At 34.0% G+C, this 15,959-nt stretch carries 15 protein-coding genes; 2 read left to right on the forward strand and 13 right to left on the reverse strand.

The window, feature by feature from the left end; genetic code table 11:
* Positions 1-55 precede the first annotated feature (55 nt).
* Positions 56-850 carry an AraC family transcriptional regulator gene (locus tag GWR14_RS05220; protein ID WP_163407999.1) on the reverse strand — a complete coding sequence of 265 codons (795 nt, stop codon included), beginning with the start codon at positions 848-850 and terminating at the stop codon, positions 56-58.
* A gap of 99 nt (positions 851-949) precedes the next feature.
* Between GWR14_RS05220 and GWR14_RS05225 the strand changes: the two genes are divergently transcribed.
* Positions 950-2,164, forward strand: coding sequence for an MFS transporter (locus tag GWR14_RS05225; RefSeq protein ID WP_163408001.1), 1,215 nt, complete (start codon positions 950-952; stop codon positions 2,162-2,164).
* Positions 2,165-2,280: 116 nt separating this feature from the next.
* Here the strand turns inward: GWR14_RS05225 and GWR14_RS05230 are convergent, their stop codons facing one another.
* The 3 genes from GWR14_RS05230 to GWR14_RS05240 form a co-directional block, all read right to left on the reverse strand.
* Positions 2,281-3,147 (reverse strand): hypothetical protein, encoded by an 867-nt coding sequence (locus tag GWR14_RS05230; RefSeq protein ID WP_163408003.1) that lies wholly within the window; start codon positions 3,145-3,147, stop codon positions 2,281-2,283.
* 49 nt (positions 3,148-3,196) lie between these two features.
* A complete protein-coding gene (locus GWR14_RS05235) occupies positions 3,197-4,711 on the reverse strand; it encodes a right-handed parallel beta-helix repeat-containing protein (protein WP_163408005.1) in 1,515 nt (504 codons plus the stop codon).
* A gap of 191 nt (positions 4,712-4,902) precedes the next feature.
* Positions 4,903-5,127, reverse strand: a complete 225-nt coding sequence (locus GWR14_RS05240; protein ID WP_163408007.1) for a SymE family type I addiction module toxin — start codon at positions 5,125-5,127, stop codon at positions 4,903-4,905.
* Positions 5,128-5,274: 147 nt separating this feature from the next.
* Between GWR14_RS05240 and GWR14_RS05245 the strand changes: the two genes are divergently transcribed.
* Positions 5,275-5,484, forward strand: a complete 210-nt coding sequence (locus GWR14_RS05245) for a helix-turn-helix transcriptional regulator (protein ID WP_163408009.1) — start codon at positions 5,275-5,277, stop codon at positions 5,482-5,484.
* Between the two features lie 38 nt (positions 5,485-5,522).
* Here the strand turns inward: GWR14_RS05245 and GWR14_RS05250 are convergent, their stop codons facing one another.
* The 9 genes from GWR14_RS05250 to GWR14_RS05290 form a co-directional block, all read right to left on the reverse strand.
* A complete protein-coding gene (locus GWR14_RS05250; protein ID WP_163408011.1) occupies positions 5,523-6,761 on the reverse strand; it encodes a nucleotide-binding protein in 1,239 nt (412 codons plus the stop codon).
* Positions 6,762-6,924: 163 nt separating this feature from the next.
* Positions 6,925-7,485 carry a transcriptional regulator gene (locus tag GWR14_RS05255; protein WP_163408013.1) on the reverse strand — a complete coding sequence of 187 codons (561 nt, stop codon included), beginning with the start codon at positions 7,483-7,485 and terminating at the stop codon, positions 6,925-6,927.
* Entirely contained in the window at positions 7,482-7,823 is a 342-nt protein-coding gene (locus GWR14_RS05260; RefSeq protein WP_163408014.1) for a type II toxin-antitoxin system HigB family toxin, read from the reverse strand. The genes GWR14_RS05255 and GWR14_RS05260 overlap by 4 nt, the downstream gene beginning before the upstream one ends.
* 218 nt (positions 7,824-8,041) lie before the next feature.
* Complete coding sequence (locus GWR14_RS05265) at positions 8,042-9,670, reverse strand: S1C family serine protease (protein WP_163408015.1); 1,629 nt, start codon at positions 9,668-9,670, stop codon at positions 8,042-8,044.
* 19 nt (positions 9,671-9,689) lie between these two features.
* Complete coding sequence (locus tag GWR14_RS05270) at positions 9,690-10,877, reverse strand: TlpA family protein disulfide reductase (protein ID WP_163408016.1); 1,188 nt, start codon at positions 10,875-10,877, stop codon at positions 9,690-9,692.
* A 6-nt stretch (positions 10,878-10,883) separates the two neighbouring features.
* A complete protein-coding gene (locus tag GWR14_RS05275) occupies positions 10,884-12,038 on the reverse strand; it encodes a peroxiredoxin family protein (protein WP_163408017.1) in 1,155 nt (384 codons plus the stop codon).
* An 82-nt stretch (positions 12,039-12,120) separates the two neighbouring features.
* Positions 12,121-13,686 (reverse strand): PKD-like family lipoprotein, encoded by a 1,566-nt coding sequence (locus tag GWR14_RS05280; protein ID WP_163408018.1) that lies wholly within the window; start codon positions 13,684-13,686, stop codon positions 12,121-12,123.
* A gap of 33 nt (positions 13,687-13,719) precedes the next feature.
* Positions 13,720-14,475 carry a DUF4843 domain-containing protein gene (locus tag GWR14_RS05285; RefSeq protein ID WP_163408019.1) on the reverse strand — a complete coding sequence of 252 codons (756 nt, stop codon included), beginning with the start codon at positions 14,473-14,475 and terminating at the stop codon, positions 13,720-13,722.
* Between the two features lie 22 nt (positions 14,476-14,497).
* On the reverse strand, positions 14,498-15,937 hold the full coding sequence (locus tag GWR14_RS05290; protein ID WP_163408020.1) for a RagB/SusD family nutrient uptake outer membrane protein: 1,440 nt from the start codon (positions 15,935-15,937) through the stop codon (positions 14,498-14,500).
* Between the last annotated feature and the right edge of the window lie 22 nt (positions 15,938-15,959).

A 15,959-nucleotide genomic window follows, 5' to 3' on the forward strand; every position in this document is an offset into this window, starting at 1 on the left:
TAATTTATAATAAAATATCTTTAAAACTGAGTCATATAATTATGAGGTTAAAAACTCATTTCTGATCCTCTAAAATATAATTAGAAGGTGTAGTTCCTAAATGTTTTTTGAACATAAATATAAAAGCACTGGCCGTTTCATAACCCAAATCGAGTGCGATTTCTTTTATGGATTGTTTTTCGCCTAGTCGTTTTATAGCTTCGAGTAATTTTAAGCGGGTACGCCAGTCGCTAAAATTCATTCCGAGTTCTTTTATGAACAATCGGGATAAGGTCCTGCTGCTCATAAAAGAAATTTCTGCATAATGGTCGATCGTGTTTTTACTGGCGACATCGTTAAGTAAAAGTTCCACTACTTTTTGTAACCTTTCGTGATTGGTTGTCGGCAGGAAAGTCGCACTCGGTTCAATTAAAGTCAGTTCATCCAGAAACACATCAATGATTCTTCTTTTTGCGGGTGCAATATCTCCTTCTGTTCCAAAAGAAATGATTTTGAACAACAATTGTTTTAGAAACACCGAAATATCAAAAGAAAAACTCGCAGTCGGCAGTCCGTCTGTAAATGATGGATCAATAAAAGCACTGTACAAATTGACATCTTTCTGAAACGAAACCTGATGCTCGACGCCACCCGGAATCCAAAGTCCCTGCAGCGGATTAACCACCCAAATCTGATTATCGACCACAACATTCATGACTCCGCTTGTCGCGTAAATAATCTGTGCCCGCGGGTGCGAATGCGAGACACAAACGGCATCGTTTACCATTTCAGTATACCCCACAACCGGTAACTCAGGATTAATTTGAAATCCAAAACTCACTACTTTATATGTCCGAATATCATTATTCATTGTCCAAATATAGTAATTACGACATTATTATTTCTTTTCACCTTTGTAAAAAATAATACAACTGTTATTTTAAATCATTTTAAAACCTGAAAATAACTCATGGACACTATTAAAGCTCATCCGGAAATTATCAAAAAAACCACCTATTCAATCTTATTCATAATCAGTTTTTCGCATTTAATCAATGATCTTTTGCAGGCTGTAATTCCGTCAATTTATCCTTTGCTCAAAGACAATTTTAATTTGAGTTTTTCCCAAATCGGTATCATTACTTTTACGTATCAAATCGTCGCGTCTATTCTTCAGCCGTTTGTCGGAATGTATACCGATAAAAAATCGAAACCTTATTCTTTACTAATCGGAATGTCGTTTACGCTTGTCGGGCTATTTTTTGCTTCTATTGCCACGAGCTTTGCTTATCTGTTGTTTTCGGTAAGTTTAATCGGAATCGGATCTTCGATTTTTCATCCGGAATCTTCGAGAGTAGCGCATCTCGCTTCGGGCGGTAAAAAAGGACTGGCGCAGTCAATCTTTCAGTTGGGAGGAAATGCAGGAAGTGCCATCGGACCATTGTTGGCCGCTTTTATCGTCATTCCGCACGGACAAACTTACATTGCATGGTTTTGCCTTATTGCACTGATTGGAATTTTTGCATTGTATAAAATTGCACTTTGGTACACGGAACATTTAGCTGAAAGAAATGCCAATAAAGCAGCGCATAAAATTGAGACACATCATTTGTCTAAAAACAGAGTAATCGTTTCCCTGATTATTTTATTGGTTTTGATTTTCTCCAAATATTTCTACATGGCCAGTATAACGAGTTATTACACTTTCTTTTTGATTGATAAATTTCACATCTCAATACAGCAGTCACAGGTTTATTTATTTTTATTTTCAGGTGCAGTTGCTGCAGGAACCTTAATTGGTGGACCGATTGGAGATCGTTTCGGAAGAAAATATGTCATCTGGATTTCTATTTTGGGAGCTGCTCCTTTTACAATGCTGCTGCCATATGTTTCTTTATTCTGGACAGGAATATTATCTGTCATTATCGGACTGATTATTTCGTCTGCTTTCTCTGCTATTTTGGTTTATGCCACCGAATTAATGCCCGGAAAAGTCGGTCTGGTTGCTGGTCTTTTCTTTGGATTTGCTTTCGGAATGGGCGGTTTGGGTTCTGCTGTTCTGGGAAAAATAGCCGATGTAACGAGTATTTCTTATGTATTTAGCATTTGCGCTTTTCTTCCTTTGCTTGGAATCATTACCGGATTTCTGCCGAATATTGAAGGAAAGAAAAAGACTAGGAATTAAATTTCTGTTCTAAACACATAGAAACATAGTATTTGGATTGTCTTTAAAGGCATTTCATTAAAATAAAACACATGAGCCTGTCTCAAAGGACAACTTCATGTGTTTTTATTTTGAATTTATTCCTGAAGCCTGACAGTATCATTATAAATCACGACATATTCCCTTTTGTCTACCAATTTCCCTATCCCTTTTTGGGTTATAAAATTAGGACTAAAAGCTACTTCGATGCCTCTAAAATTCTTTTTGTTCTTTTCGTCCTGTTCATGATAATAGACATTGAAAACAAATTTAAAGGTATCATCATTGTATCTGTTCATAACACCTAGTTGAGTATGAGCATCCACTTTTTCACCTAGCGTAACACTAATTGATTTTTCCTCAACTCCCGAATAAGTAGCAAAGGTTCCGTCAGCATGTTCTATAACAATTTGCTTTCTCTCAATACTGGTAGTTTTTTTGGTTACTTCGTCGTAATCTTTTTCAGAAAAATTTCTAATAATGGCAACAGTTCCTTTTCTCATACTGAAAATAGTATCCTGATTTCTGGAATAAACAAGATAACTCTTCCACCTTTCAGGACTCATATCACTTCTGGTGATGGCATAAATTTTTACCACATTCCCTTCTTTAAAAGGGAGTGAATAGATGATATCCTGATTTACAGTCGGATTTAAATAGCCCTGAGTTGCATTATACGTATATAAAAAATCGATTTTTTTATTCTTATTGATTGGCTTTAACGTAAAAAGTAAACCTGAATCGGCAGTTGCATTAAATTTTGTAACACTTGTTACTGCATTTATCAGTTTTCCGAAATTGACGCTGACTATATAACTGCCTACTGCTTCTTTGGTATAAGTAAAGTCAACACTATTATCCGCATTTGTAATTGGTTTTATAATGACTTTTCCTGATTGCGGATGTACATAATTACTAAAAATTACAGAAAAGATTAGTGCGATTAATACTTTATAATTCGACATATTTTTCTTATTTAATTTTAAAGTGAAAATAATAAAAATTTACAAATGTCTACTCTTTAATGATGCGTTTACTAATTTTATTTCCGGAAGTTATCAAGTTCAAAATATAAACTCCTGACGGAAGATTCTCTAAACTTAAGTTTTGTATCTGCCCATTCATTGTTTTATTAACAATCAATTTACCCGATAAATCCGCCAATTCTATTACTGTACCTTTTACCATTTCATTGTCTAATTCTATTGTCAGAATATTTTTTACGGGATTTGGATAATAATTAAATGCAAAACCAGAGTTCGTATCTTCTATCGTTTCTCCAGCCAGATCTGTATTTATTTTTTTAGCGGTTGTAAAGTTACTTTCAGCATAACCCAAATCAGGATTACTGCCGAAATACGAAAGACCAACATTCGTTCCTTTGTCAATCAGATCGCTTCCCTGAACTAATTTGAAAGGCAAATTAGTCGGAAGATCACCATTTGACTGTCGGGCTGCTATGGCAAGTGAAGTACTGGTACTTGTAAAATCGGCAGTGCTTACAGTTACACTTAAATTCCACGAGTTGTTTTGCTGCGTGGCGTTTGAAATTGATATAGTTCCGGATAATGAAATATTATTTTTGAAAATATGTTTCTTTCCAGATTGCACCGGATTTCCAAAACCAAAGTTGATGTTGTTTCCGAATCCTGTACAATTATAAACCGTTATGCTTCCGGTATTGTTATTCTGATCAAATCCTTTTTTGGGATGTCCTATCGCAACACATCTAGTCAGTACATTGTCTGCCGGAACAGAATTTCCTCCTACTTTAAAACCATTTCCGTTTCCGGTAAAGCCTCCGTAATTCCACACATCTACTCCATTTCTGATTGCCCAGCAGTTTTCGAAAGTCACTTTTTGGGTACTGTCAAAACAATCGTATCCGTCATCTGAATTTTCCCAGGCACGACAGTTAATGAATTTATTTCCCGGTCCCTGTTCTTGTTTTGGGCCGAATCCGTCTGCCATGCTTCCCTTCTTTTTAGGGTCATAATTTCTGTACGCATCGCAGTTTTTTACTGTGGTATTCGAACCTCCTTTGTTAATTTCCAGACCGGTATTACGATTGTTGTAAAAAGCACAATTTTCAAAAACAGTATTAGAACCTGTTACATAAGCGCCCTGATAGCCCGCTCTGGTAATGGCAATTCCTTTAAAACTCCAATAAGAACCTGTAATGCTAAAACCGTACGAATCCTGTACCCATTCCTGATCCGGAAACGAAAAATCTATGATCGCCCTTCCGTTGTTTACGCATTCCACCTTAATAGGACTTGCCGAAGTTCCTGATTTTGTAAATGAAATCGTGTTTTTGGCACCGGTAGTATACGCAATTGTATACGTTCCGGCCTGCAATAAAATAACATCTCCGGCAACGGCTTTGCCAACAGCCGTTTTAAAATTCATTGCGTTAGTAAAACTCGAACCAGAATTTGAAGCAGTTCCGATTGGTGTTACATAATAAGTAGCTGCAGAAACTGATCCCGATATCAGAAAGGACAGCATTAAATAGTAGATTTTTTTCATAAGTGTTTGTGTTTATTTTAACAACACAAGGTACTTATGGTTTTTTATTAAAATATTGAATTAATTCAATGGTTGTTGTGAAATTGGATTTGATTTTAGAATTGGAAGAATGATTTAGAGATAAATTATATTTGAATTTTTTGTGATACGAGCTAAAAGAGCATTTTTAAATATTAAATTGAAACAAATATTTACTCCTCTATTTCTGTTTCGTTGCTCACCGTGATGATAATTTTATTTTCTTCAAGTAAAACTGTTACGAATTGTCCGCAATCGAAGCCAATTCCCTGAAGCCACTTCCCACAAAGTCTGATTTCTGGGAATACAACATAACGATGGTATGACCTTGAAATGTATTTTTGATGTACCTTCAATTGCCTTTTTCCTGTGCGCTGAATTATATTTTTTTGCTTCATTACGACAACTTATTTACACAATATTATAATAAATAATATTTAAAACAAAATAAATCAACACGAAAAAGCAATTTCAACATATTAAACTTTGATTTTCAAGTATTTAAAATTTTGCGATATTTGCAGGAGAATTCATAAATCAACATAGTGTCAAAAGAAAATTTAAATAGAATAAAATCTGTCTTAGCTGAAAAAAATAGAAGTGGAAAAGAATTAGCTAATCATTTAAACAAAACGGAATCTACTGTTTCTCGTTGGTGTACAAATGAAATTCAACCGTCTATTGAAACACTTTATGAGATTTCTATTTTTTTAAAAGTGGATATTCGGGAGTTATTGGTTTCTACTGTGAAGTAATTGCTATTACTATTTAAAATATAGATGGCCTAGAAGTTTTAAAATTCTTCATCTAAATATTGTTCATTTTTATCATTTTCAATAACTTCTTTACTAGGAAACTTATCTAACCAAGATTGGATAGATTTCGGTTTGTTTTTAATTTCATTTGGCACATTTGAAAAATATCGAATTGAATCAATCTCTGGATCAATAAATGCACACCAAACACACCCTGACTCATCTAATGCAACTATAGATTCCATAATTGTATACAATCCTTTTACTCCACCTGATATTACTGTTAGACTTTTATCCTCCGAATCTTCTTCAAAATGTAACTCTTGAAAATTTCCTAAAAAAATTGATAAATATTTACCTGTAATTCTTTCTATTTCGTTAAGGTCAATTTCATCTATGTGACCATTATCGACAATCATCTCTGTTTCATGAATATAATGTCCTGAAAATGTAGCATTATAACCATGGAAAGTATCACAATTTTCTCCTTCTTCAACTTCGATAAACCATCTGTCATTTTCAAGTCTTCTACGAAAAATAATTCCACAATTTTGTCCATCAAAAGTTTTAATTTTTGAATAAGCCGAATGCGGAGTCATAATTTGTGCTTTCCCAGAAATGTTACCGGATCTTGCCCCATCATAAATTGAAATAGTAAATAAAAATGCATCCGATGAAACTCTACTAATATGCAACTGCCCGCCACGAACTTTAATTTTAGAATCAATTGTCCATTTCCCCCACCAAACAATTTTTTCTTTTAAAATAAAATCATTAGCATAATGCTTTAGAACATCTCGAAATATACTTACTAAGGTATTTTTTAATTTATTTCTTTCTTCACTTTTACTTTCAACAGAGCTGTCTAAATTATATTGTAAAACACGTCTTCCTCGTAAATCGAAAGGCAACATATCTATACTACCGTAAGCTGTATTTTGTATCATTATAATTCTATCCCAACCGAGTATTGCAGAAGCAAATCCCAATTCATACAAAACATTTGGATTTGGAGTAGGGCGAGCTGTAGATGAAAAATTAATAATTGAAATATCGCAAATAAAAACATCTGATTTTGCGATTTTGGCAGTAATAGATTCGACTATTGAAGGACTGCCTACCATGCCATAAGTATCTCTATCAACAACAGCATTTAATAAAAATTTTTCATCTTTGGCGAGAATTTTTACAGCTTTTTCAAGAACTTCTTGAATAAATGAGCGATTAAATTTATTCTCCAAATCAGATTGCCAAGAATAGAATACTGTATTATTCATATTATATATCTATAATTTCACGCTTCTTCCAATTATGTACTTGTGAATTTTGGAAGTATTATAAAAAACAAGTTTACGAAAATATTCTTTCTATTTCTTAAAAAGGAAAAACGCTTCCTTGCACAAAAAGCGTTCTATCATTATATTAATCAAAATTATTCAATTACCCTAAAACCAAATCATCACTTGTTAGTCTTACTTTTGGTTTGCCCAATTTTATCACAGCCTCCTTTACCTTAATTTGATCTTCTTTGGAAAGGAAAACCGGAATCAATACAGCTATTTCTATTTTTAATAACCGATTTATCACAATTAAATCTCTTAAAGTAAAAGGTTTGATACCATTCATAAGTTCAGACATATGAGTCTTACTTTTATGTCCTAAAATTGAGCCTAAATTTTCCTGAGTCAATTCCAGTTCTTTGAGTTTTTTTCTGATTGCCTGTTTTCTGTTTTCCAGAAAAACTCTTTCTAATTCGGCAATCTGTTCTGCTTTGTCACTTTCTAAAAGTTTGGCATCATCAATTTGATTAACATCACTCCATTCTGCATTTTCATATTTTTCAATTATATCACGCAGTTTAGTTCTTAGCTTTTTAAAGTTGAAATCTTCCTTTGCAAGAAGTCTCAATTTTCTGTCGGCAATAAGCGCTCTTTCATAATCCAATTCGTTTGTGATTACGCCCTTTTCTATTAGTTGCTCTATGTCAAAATGTGTTTTCATACTATATAACCGTTTTTTCTCAACCATTTTTCAATAGTCGATTTGGTATTTTTAAATGTCGATTCATATTCCTGATGCGTTCCGGCCCAAACAATTGTAGCTTCACCGTCCTCATCAAACTCAATCAATATCAGTGTTCTGTGAATGTGAATATCAAAAAAATAAAATCCGTCATTATGAACACAATCTGCATCATTTCTAATGTCGTTAATATTTTTTTCGTTAGGATTAAACTTTTCTAAATCTGTGATTAATTTATCAATTTCAATACATAGCTTTTTATTTCCTATGTTTTTCTTTTTGATCTTTAAGATTGTCTTTTTCCCTATAATCCTCATACTAATGGCTTTGCAAATATAAATAAAGTTATGATATAAACCGAACTTTTGTTTGTTCGTTTTTTATATTAGAAATAGTTTCAAATATTTCCATAACGGCAAACCTAATTATTTTTAACTTAAATTATAAATATTTACTTACTTTTTTTTAACGTTAAAAACATAAAAAAACGCTTCCTAAAAAGAAAGCGTTCTGGTTAATATTATTTAGTAAACTATTAAATTTCAGTTTTTAAAGAAGATTCTACAAAATTAAAAATTACCTCAGCAGGTATTGCCAAAGAACACGTGCGACTAAATCGGGCTATATTAATTCCTATAAAAGTTCCATCAGCTTTAAAAACAGGGCCTCCACATTGATACGGTTTTAACTTTGCATCATGCGCAAAAACAGATTCAAAATTATCAAATCGTTCACTTCTGCCACCTTCAAATTTATTCGAAGGGTGATCACTTAAAGGAGATTTCTCTAATACTACGTTATAACTGAACTCCTCTCCGTTTCTTAATCCCTTTATCGAAATCGTATCACCAACCAAATACTGCATTAATTCCCTGCCATAATCTTCGGGCTTCGTAACAGCAATACCGTTAATAAATTTGACCTGATCCTGTACTTGCAGACCTGCTTTTGCAGCCGGACTATCCGGACTAAAACTGGTGATTGTTATATTTCCTTTAATAAAATTGGCTCCGGCACCAAAGTAACCTTTAGCAGGTTTAGCCTCAAACTTAAAGACATCAGATCCTAAAGAACTTAATTCATTTTTATTATCACTTAAAAAACTAACAAGGGGTATTCCAAGATTCTTAAATGATTCAACAGCTTTAGTATTAGAAATTGCATCTTTATTAATTTTATTGATTTTTAGGAGTGCTAAATCATTTGGAAAACTAGTAGCAACAACTTTTGCATCGTATAATTTACCATCAATTTTAACTACAACTGCGTTTGTTAGCAGACTGCTTTTGGTAACAATGCATGTAAATTTTCCTGATTTATTGTCTGGCTTAATAAGCGTACCAAAAGCTATTACTTTTGCTTTATCATCCTTACTTACTATTTCGACGATTCCTTTTGCCACTAAATTAGGAGGAGTAACGCTTAAATTTATAAGTTTATCTTTTGAAGTGTCAGGTGCAAATTGTTGTTTATTTGAAGGCAGTTCTGCGTAATTTACCGGTTGCAGCAAATCTTCCCAATATTCTCTAAAAAGATTGACAGGTGACTCGTAATTAATATCTTCATCTATGGCGATACGGCTATGAATTGCAATAACCCTCCCCAGATTATCAAAAAGCGGACCTCCGGAATCCCCTGGCTCCATTTTGCAGGTTGAAACTATAAATCCCCATGGATCTAACGCGGTTGTTATTTTACCTACACGTATGGTTGGAACATCCTGATTAAGGGTTGTTGGATACGCTATACTGACACACAAATTATTAGTACTCATACTATCCGACCAACCCATTTCTGCAAAAGGGTAAGTTCCCGGATCTATTATTTTAAGCATTCCTATATCTGGTCTTCCCTGCATGGATTTAATTCCCATTCTTCCCAAAGCCTTAGCTTTCACCTTTTTTCCATCAGGAAAATGTACACTATAAAAATTCCCCGGATGAATAGCATGAGCTGCAGTTAAAATAATTCCTTCTGGCTTGACGACAACACCTGAAAACTGCGGGCTGTTTTGTTTTAAGTTTAAACTATCAATACCCCACAGCTTTACAGCTGCGGGATACGATTTTTCTAAAACTTTTTTGACGGCTTTATCCTGAATTTCTGTATGCTGTGCTCTTACAACGCTGTTGATTAACAGTACGAATACAAATAAATTTTTCAATAGAAAAAATACTGTTTTTTTACTTTTCACTTTCAATTGCTTTAGCTAACTGGTCTTTTAAGGATTCGCTGAAACCAGTAAATTTCTGAATTATTTTTCCTTCTCTGTCAATTAAAAACAGGGTTGGTATACCCACAATCATAAATTCTTTTAGTGTCTTATCTTTATCGGGACTTAACACTTGTGGCCATGGCATATTTTCCTGGGCCATAGCTTTACGCCATGCTTCCTGATTAGAATCTACGGAAACACTTAATACCTCAAATCCTTTGTCTTTATATTTAGCGTAAAGTTCTTTTACCGCCGGAATGGCTTTTCTGCAAGGACCACACCAGCTTGCCCAAAAGTCAATTAGCACATATTTACCTTTAAAAGACTCTATACTAACAATATCCCCATTAGGCGAAGGATAGGCAAATGAAGGTATTTGACTTTTAGTTTTTAATGAATTTCTAATATTCTTCTTGGTTTGGTACTCCTTATCCAGATATTTCAGATTTTCGGACTGTGGATATTTTTTTAGTGCTTGTTGCATGTTTGATTCAAAAAACGCACTATCAGCATCAGTAGGATACAAACTCAGTAAATAAGCGATGGCTGGACTATCCGAGTTAACTTCAATAAATTTCTCTAAACGAAGTCTGTTAAATTCACCTGATTTTTTAATAAACCCATCACTCTTAATATACTTTCTCCAGGTTGAATCCTGCTGTGCAGTACGGTTTGCCACCAACCACTCATCATTCAATATTTTCATTTCTTCTGAAGCAAGATATTGATTGTAATCAGCTGCATTAATAATTTTAGTTGCTTTAGAAGCACTTTGTAATTCGACAAAACCGGAGTTTTTCATTTTAAATTTAGACGTATCATAACCACGGGCAGAAATTTTTACATCTGCATCGGCCCAAAACGATGCGGTTTGCCATTTTAAAATATCTAAGGAATACAGCGTTTGTTTTTTATTCGTTTTGAGTTTGAAATCTCCCTGTTCATTTATTACTGTTGAATCGATAAGTTTTCTTTGACTTCCAATTCCTTCATATAACCAGATCTTATTGTATTTTTTAAAAATCTCTGGGTTGAGATTTTGAACATGTCCATGAATAAGAATTGATTTCTCTGATTGTGCTTGTAAAGCAAGTGATGCGAAAAAGAAAAAAATGAAACTTAGACAAAAAGGGGATATTTTTTTTAATTGTATCATGATAGCTTATTGTTTAAATATTTCTTTTAATGTCTGATCTAGTTCTTCATGTCCGGAGCCTTTCCAACGTTTCACTAATCGTCCTTCTTTATCTAATAAAATTTGAGTAGGATATGCCTCAATACTATACATTTCAACAACATCCTGTTTTATATTAATTTCGTTATTAATAACATTTGTCCAGGTTAACCCATCTTTTTCAATAGCTCCTTTCCAATTTTTTTCAGCTATAGCCTGACTTTGAACTTTTTCACTTGCAACACCTAAAATTTCAAAACCTAACGATTTGTATTTAGCATATAACTCTTTTAAATGTGGATTAGCCGCACGACACGGACCACACCAGCTGCCCCAAAAATCTAACAGTACATATTTCCCTTTAAAATCAGAAAGTTTCACCAGCTTACCATTTACATCAGGTTTGGTAAAATCAGGCATCGGACCACCATCGCTTATTATTTTATTTGCCTCAATTTTTGATTTTATACCCTGACCGTATCTGGTATTTTTGTATGTTGGAGACAAGGCATTGAATGCTTGTTCTAACTCGCTTGCAGAATAACTTTTGGATGTTTGATTTAAGTAATAAATACTGGCAAGTAAATCGGGATTTTCTTTAATAAAAGCATTTTTACCATCTTCAATCGCCTTTCGGTTGGCCATCATCTTTTTTAAATGCTTCTCCGTCTCTTCTTTGATACCCATCATACGAATTTCAGTGAATTGCTGCTGAAGCGTCATCATTTCTTTTATGTTTTTGGCTTGTAATTTTCTTAGTTTTGTAAAACCGTCATTATGGATATCGCCTGTTACTTCAGCCAGATGTAGTTCATCTACATTACCATTCACAGTAATATTCGCTCCTTTACTAAGAACAATTTCTAAACCCGGAGCTGGCATATACATACCTGTTTTACCTCCACCCAGGTAAATGTTACGATCGTAGGTTGTTCTTAATTGCGTAACAATAGGCTCATCTGTGGCTTTACCGCTCAATTCAAATACATCATTTTTTGCTTGTGCTTTAATATCTCCTTCAGGCCCGGGAACAATTATTTGCTCGTTCCCCTGTCCTTTAATCTTTCCTTTAATAGTAAAGTCTTGTGCACTGACTGCAATTGCAGCGGAACACATTATCATTGAAATTATAAACTTTTTCATTTACTTGATTTTATTATTTTTTTTTAAATTACTTATTATATTATCCCGATACTTTTTTTATGGTGTATCGGGATTAAATTGATTACCTGACAATAAATGGTTTCCAGGCCATGGCTTTAATTTTACCAAACCCTGAGTACTTTTTTTCTGTACCCGTAATAATTGCACCATTGGTTTCATTTACACCCATTTGATAAACCGATCCTGTTTTTGTGCTTTCATTATAAGTTGCGATGTATAAAATTTTACAAAAATTCTTAGGATCATAGATAACACCTGTGGCTCTGTTTTGATTATAATATTTTTGTAAAGAAATTGTAGTTATGGTTTCGCCTGCCGGAGGAGTCCACAGTTTATCTGTAGTACCGGGCGTGTATTTAAACTGATATAAATTATTAGAAGAACTATAATAAAATACTTCGCCATATGTCCCTGCAGCAATAGCATTAACATTGGCTATTTCGGGACACGAACTCATGTTATATTTACCTCGTCCGATTGTAGTGGTTTCTCCACCAATAAAATTTGCGGTTAATAAAAAATAACTACCACTATCATCTTTCATAAGCATATGTTCGAAATTGCTAAATCCTAAATCGGAATCGATTAATTCTAAACCAACATTTTTGACATCAAATGCAGCAGTTGCAGCCTGTGTAGTGGCAATAGGAATAATTTCTGCACCTCTAGAAACCACTTTCACAAACCTCTTATTGGTCTGGTCGTATAAAATTGCGTCAAAAGCTGCACTTGTTGCAGTTGCCATCCAGGGTGCTAATTTTCCATAGCTGCCAGCTAAGGCATCATTAAAAGCTCTGTCTCCAGGTGCAATAATGGTATAATCAACTACATGTAACTGATTGTTATTTATTAGAAATTCCTTTCTGGCTATAGTTGCAGTGACAAATTCAGGAGCTTTTATTGCCGGAGGTGTCCAAAACATTTTATCATTAAAAGTAGCCATACTTCTAAACGTTGCGGGATCCACTCGGACCGCATCATTAGCGCTTTGTATATATAAAGCATGAGCTCCGGTTAAGTTGGCAAGTGAATAAATTAGTGAACCAGGTTTACCTGGTATTGGAGCTCCATTGGCATTTGCATATAAGTCATAAAAAACACGTTCATTAGTGGCGGTTTTAGAAATTTCATTATTCGTTATCAAACCAACATCTGTATTTCCATCTTTTTCGTAGAGTACCATCCACCCTTCGGCTAAAGCAGGAGTGACAGCAACAGGAAACTTTGCAAATGTTTTTACTCCTGTATTAGTATTAGTTACTGTAAAAAGAACTTCCCAAACTAATTCATTGGCTGTAATCTCTTGATGAAGGTGAACAGTAGTTGCCAAATTGTGTCTTTCCAGAATGTCTTTATTTATCTGAGCGGGATACATTTCCCAACTGAAACTTAATTCCTTAAATTGAGGATTTTCAGGATTTACTTCCGTGCCCTTATAGATTACTTTAGGTTCTAACGTTAATATGTCATAACGTAAAATAGAATACGAGGTTGCCATTCCGGAAACATCGATAGTTACTTCGTCTAACTTTTCATACTCATAATTTCCTTTATCATCATAACAGGAAACCATTGTAATCACAAGAAACAAGAAGCTTAACAACTTATATATATTTGTTTTTCTCATTTTTTAAATTTTTAAATTAGTTCTATCCAATGATTATGGAAAAACAACTAATACATTATTTTCATCTCTCAAAGGCTGACTGTGCTCCTGATTGTACTTTATCAATTCGCTTTTGCAACGATTTTGGTAATACTGAGCACGCGTATAACTAATTTCGTTAGGAGGAACAGGTGTGCCCGTATAACGAACCTTGAATACCGGAGCTTCACCGATTATGGTTGTAATAAATTGAAATTTAACATCAGAGTAAACACCGAAAAAAGTAGACAACCTATAATAAGGAAGCGGGTCTACATCCCAATGAGCAGGTTTACTAAATTTGTCCCTGAAAACAATTTTTAAATCAGAACGTTCTGTGATTCCTTTTTTAAAGTTTTCATTTTCTTCAAGACCAAAGACAATCTTAGCAGAAGTATCTTTAAAATCAGAAGAACGATAGATATAAATAGGAAAAACGTCCTGATATGTATTTGCTTTTAGTACATAGTCCTTTAACTCATAATGAACTCCTTCTACAATTGCATTGGTATCTCCGCCTATAGGTTTTAACCTGAAAGTTCTGTCCTGAGCACTAGAAAATCCGGTTAATCTAACAGAGAACATGATACTGTCTACAGCATTAAGTGATTTAAAAGCATAATTGTATTCCAAACTGTCCGGCTTCATCGAGTTAGTGCCTAACCACAAGTTCAGTCCACTAAAATCTTCGGGGTATATTGATTTGGGTTCCTCTTCGCATCCTATAAATAGTAAGGAGCAGATTAGTATTGCAAATGTTATATTTTTCATAGTAATGAAATGTATTTTTTGATTATTGATTATCTACTCTGCCAGGTGCGTTATTAAGCTCACTTACCGGAATTGGCAATTTGTAACCTTTAATGGCGATTATATCATTAATTGGTGAGCGGGGAATGCGGGTTGCGTTTAATCTTTTATGAAAAAAGAAAAGCTGTCCTTCACCTATAACATCCTTTCTAAACTCTTGTAATAAAACAGCATCAAATACAGCGTTGTCAATAGTCATTGTGCTTAAACCTCTGTGTGTGCGTACCTCATTAATCAATGCTGAAGCCTTTGTGATATCTGTATCTTTGAGAGCTTCTGCAGCAATAAAGTACATTTCAGACAATTTAATAATTGGCATTTTATTTCTATAAGCAGCAGGCCAGGTTGTACTTTCTAACTGTTCGTACTTTCTTAAAAAATAATTCCCTTCATTATTTGCCCTGTACCAATATAGATATCTGTAATCGTCTGAGTTACTATCGTAATATTCGGTTCTGGTTGGAGGAAACATATAAAAAACATTACTGCCGCCTGTCGTGGTAAATGAGTTTTCATAAATAGTATTCATTCGAACAATATTCAGAGCGAATAAATGTTCCGTAGAAAATGTAAGATCTGAATTATTTGCATCTACCAGGCTATTTTGAGTAATCCATGGAAATTTTGTTGAATTTATTACCTCCATAGCATTAGAAGCTGCCTGGGCATAATCATGTTTGTAAAGATAAACTCTGGCTAAGAGTCCTTTAACCGCATAATAATTTAAATGCACCTGACGGTTCATTAAATACCCATTATCATCTCCAATAGTAATTTGCTGCCCTGTTACTATAGGGTCATTTTTCAATAATTCTGCTGCCTGGTTTAAATCAGTAATAACATTATTAATTACGGCATCTACCGAAAGTTGCGGTGCAATTTCTTTACTGGCTTTTGTGAAATAGGGAATAGCCAATTTGTTTGGGTTTTCCTTATAGCTTGCCCCAAATACACGAAGAAGGTCAAAATGAATCCATGCTCTTAGTGCTAAAGCCTCTCCTTTTATAATGGCAAAATTATGATCTCTAAAGACTCCTTTTTTAGCATCAATTTCTCCTAATAATTTATTGTCATTCGCTATTGCGTTATACATTTGATTCCAGATAGCATCAATTCTGTTTAAAGAGGTAGTGCTGTTTTTATAATCATAGGTCTTGTCAAAGTCATAAGAGATACTTTGAAAATCCCATTCAGCTCCCAAAACTCCAATTAATCCGAAAGTCATTTCTCTTCCATACAATGATTCGTAGGTCAAAGTCGTGTAAACGCCTGCCAATGCTTCTTTGAAGCCGCTTTCGGACGAAAATAAATTACTATCACGAACCTGGGATTTGGGTTCAACATCGAGCCAGTCTGTACAGGAACTCAAAACTAATGATAGTGTTAAGACTATTATTTTGGGTAATATTTTATATGATTTCATGGTTTAAAACTTTATACATTAA

Origin of the sequence: Flavobacterium ajazii, from assembly GCF_010614725.1 — a bacterium.
In the GTDB taxonomy this organism is placed as follows: domain Bacteria; phylum Bacteroidota; class Bacteroidia; order Flavobacteriales; family Flavobacteriaceae; genus Flavobacterium; species Flavobacterium ajazii.

What these genes read in the sequence shown, in the direction of transcription:
- GWR14_RS05220 (WP_163407999.1), bottom strand. Translation starts at nt 850, where the DNA reads ATGAATAATGATATTCGGACATATAAAGTAGTGAGTTTTGGATTTCAA.
- GWR14_RS05230 (WP_163408003.1), bottom strand. Translation starts at nt 3,147, where the DNA reads ATGTCGAATTATAAAGTATTAATCGCACTAATCTTTTCTGTAATTTTT.
- GWR14_RS05235 (WP_163408005.1), bottom strand. Translation starts at nt 4,711, where the DNA reads ATGAAAAAAATCTACTATTTAATGCTGTCCTTTCTGATATCGGGATCA.
- GWR14_RS05240 (WP_163408007.1), bottom strand. Translation starts at nt 5,127, where the DNA reads ATGAAGCAAAAAAATATAATTCAGCGCACAGGAAAAAGGCAATTGAAG.
- GWR14_RS05225 (WP_163408001.1), top strand. Translation starts at nt 950, where the DNA reads ATGGACACTATTAAAGCTCATCCGGAAATTATCAAAAAAACCACCTAT.
- GWR14_RS05285 (WP_163408019.1), bottom strand. Translation starts at nt 14,475, where the DNA reads ATGAAAAATATAACATTTGCAATACTAATCTGCTCCTTACTATTTATA.
- GWR14_RS05290 (WP_163408020.1), bottom strand. Translation starts at nt 15,937, where the DNA reads ATGAAATCATATAAAATATTACCCAAAATAATAGTCTTAACACTATCA.
- GWR14_RS05255 (WP_163408013.1), bottom strand. Translation starts at nt 7,485, where the DNA reads ATGAAAACACATTTTGACATAGAGCAACTAATAGAAAAGGGCGTAATC.
- GWR14_RS05275 (WP_163408017.1), bottom strand. Translation starts at nt 12,038, where the DNA reads ATGAAAAAGTTTATAATTTCAATGATAATGTGTTCCGCTGCAATTGCA.
- GWR14_RS05250 (WP_163408011.1), bottom strand. Translation starts at nt 6,761, where the DNA reads ATGAATAATACAGTATTCTATTCTTGGCAATCTGATTTGGAGAATAAA.
- GWR14_RS05280 (WP_163408018.1), bottom strand. Translation starts at nt 13,686, where the DNA reads ATGAGAAAAACAAATATATATAAGTTGTTAAGCTTCTTGTTTCTTGTG.
- GWR14_RS05260 (WP_163408014.1), bottom strand. Translation starts at nt 7,823, where the DNA reads ATGAGGATTATAGGGAAAAAGACAATCTTAAAGATCAAAAAGAAAAAC.
- GWR14_RS05270 (WP_163408016.1), bottom strand. Translation starts at nt 10,877, where the DNA reads ATGATACAATTAAAAAAAATATCCCCTTTTTGTCTAAGTTTCATTTTT.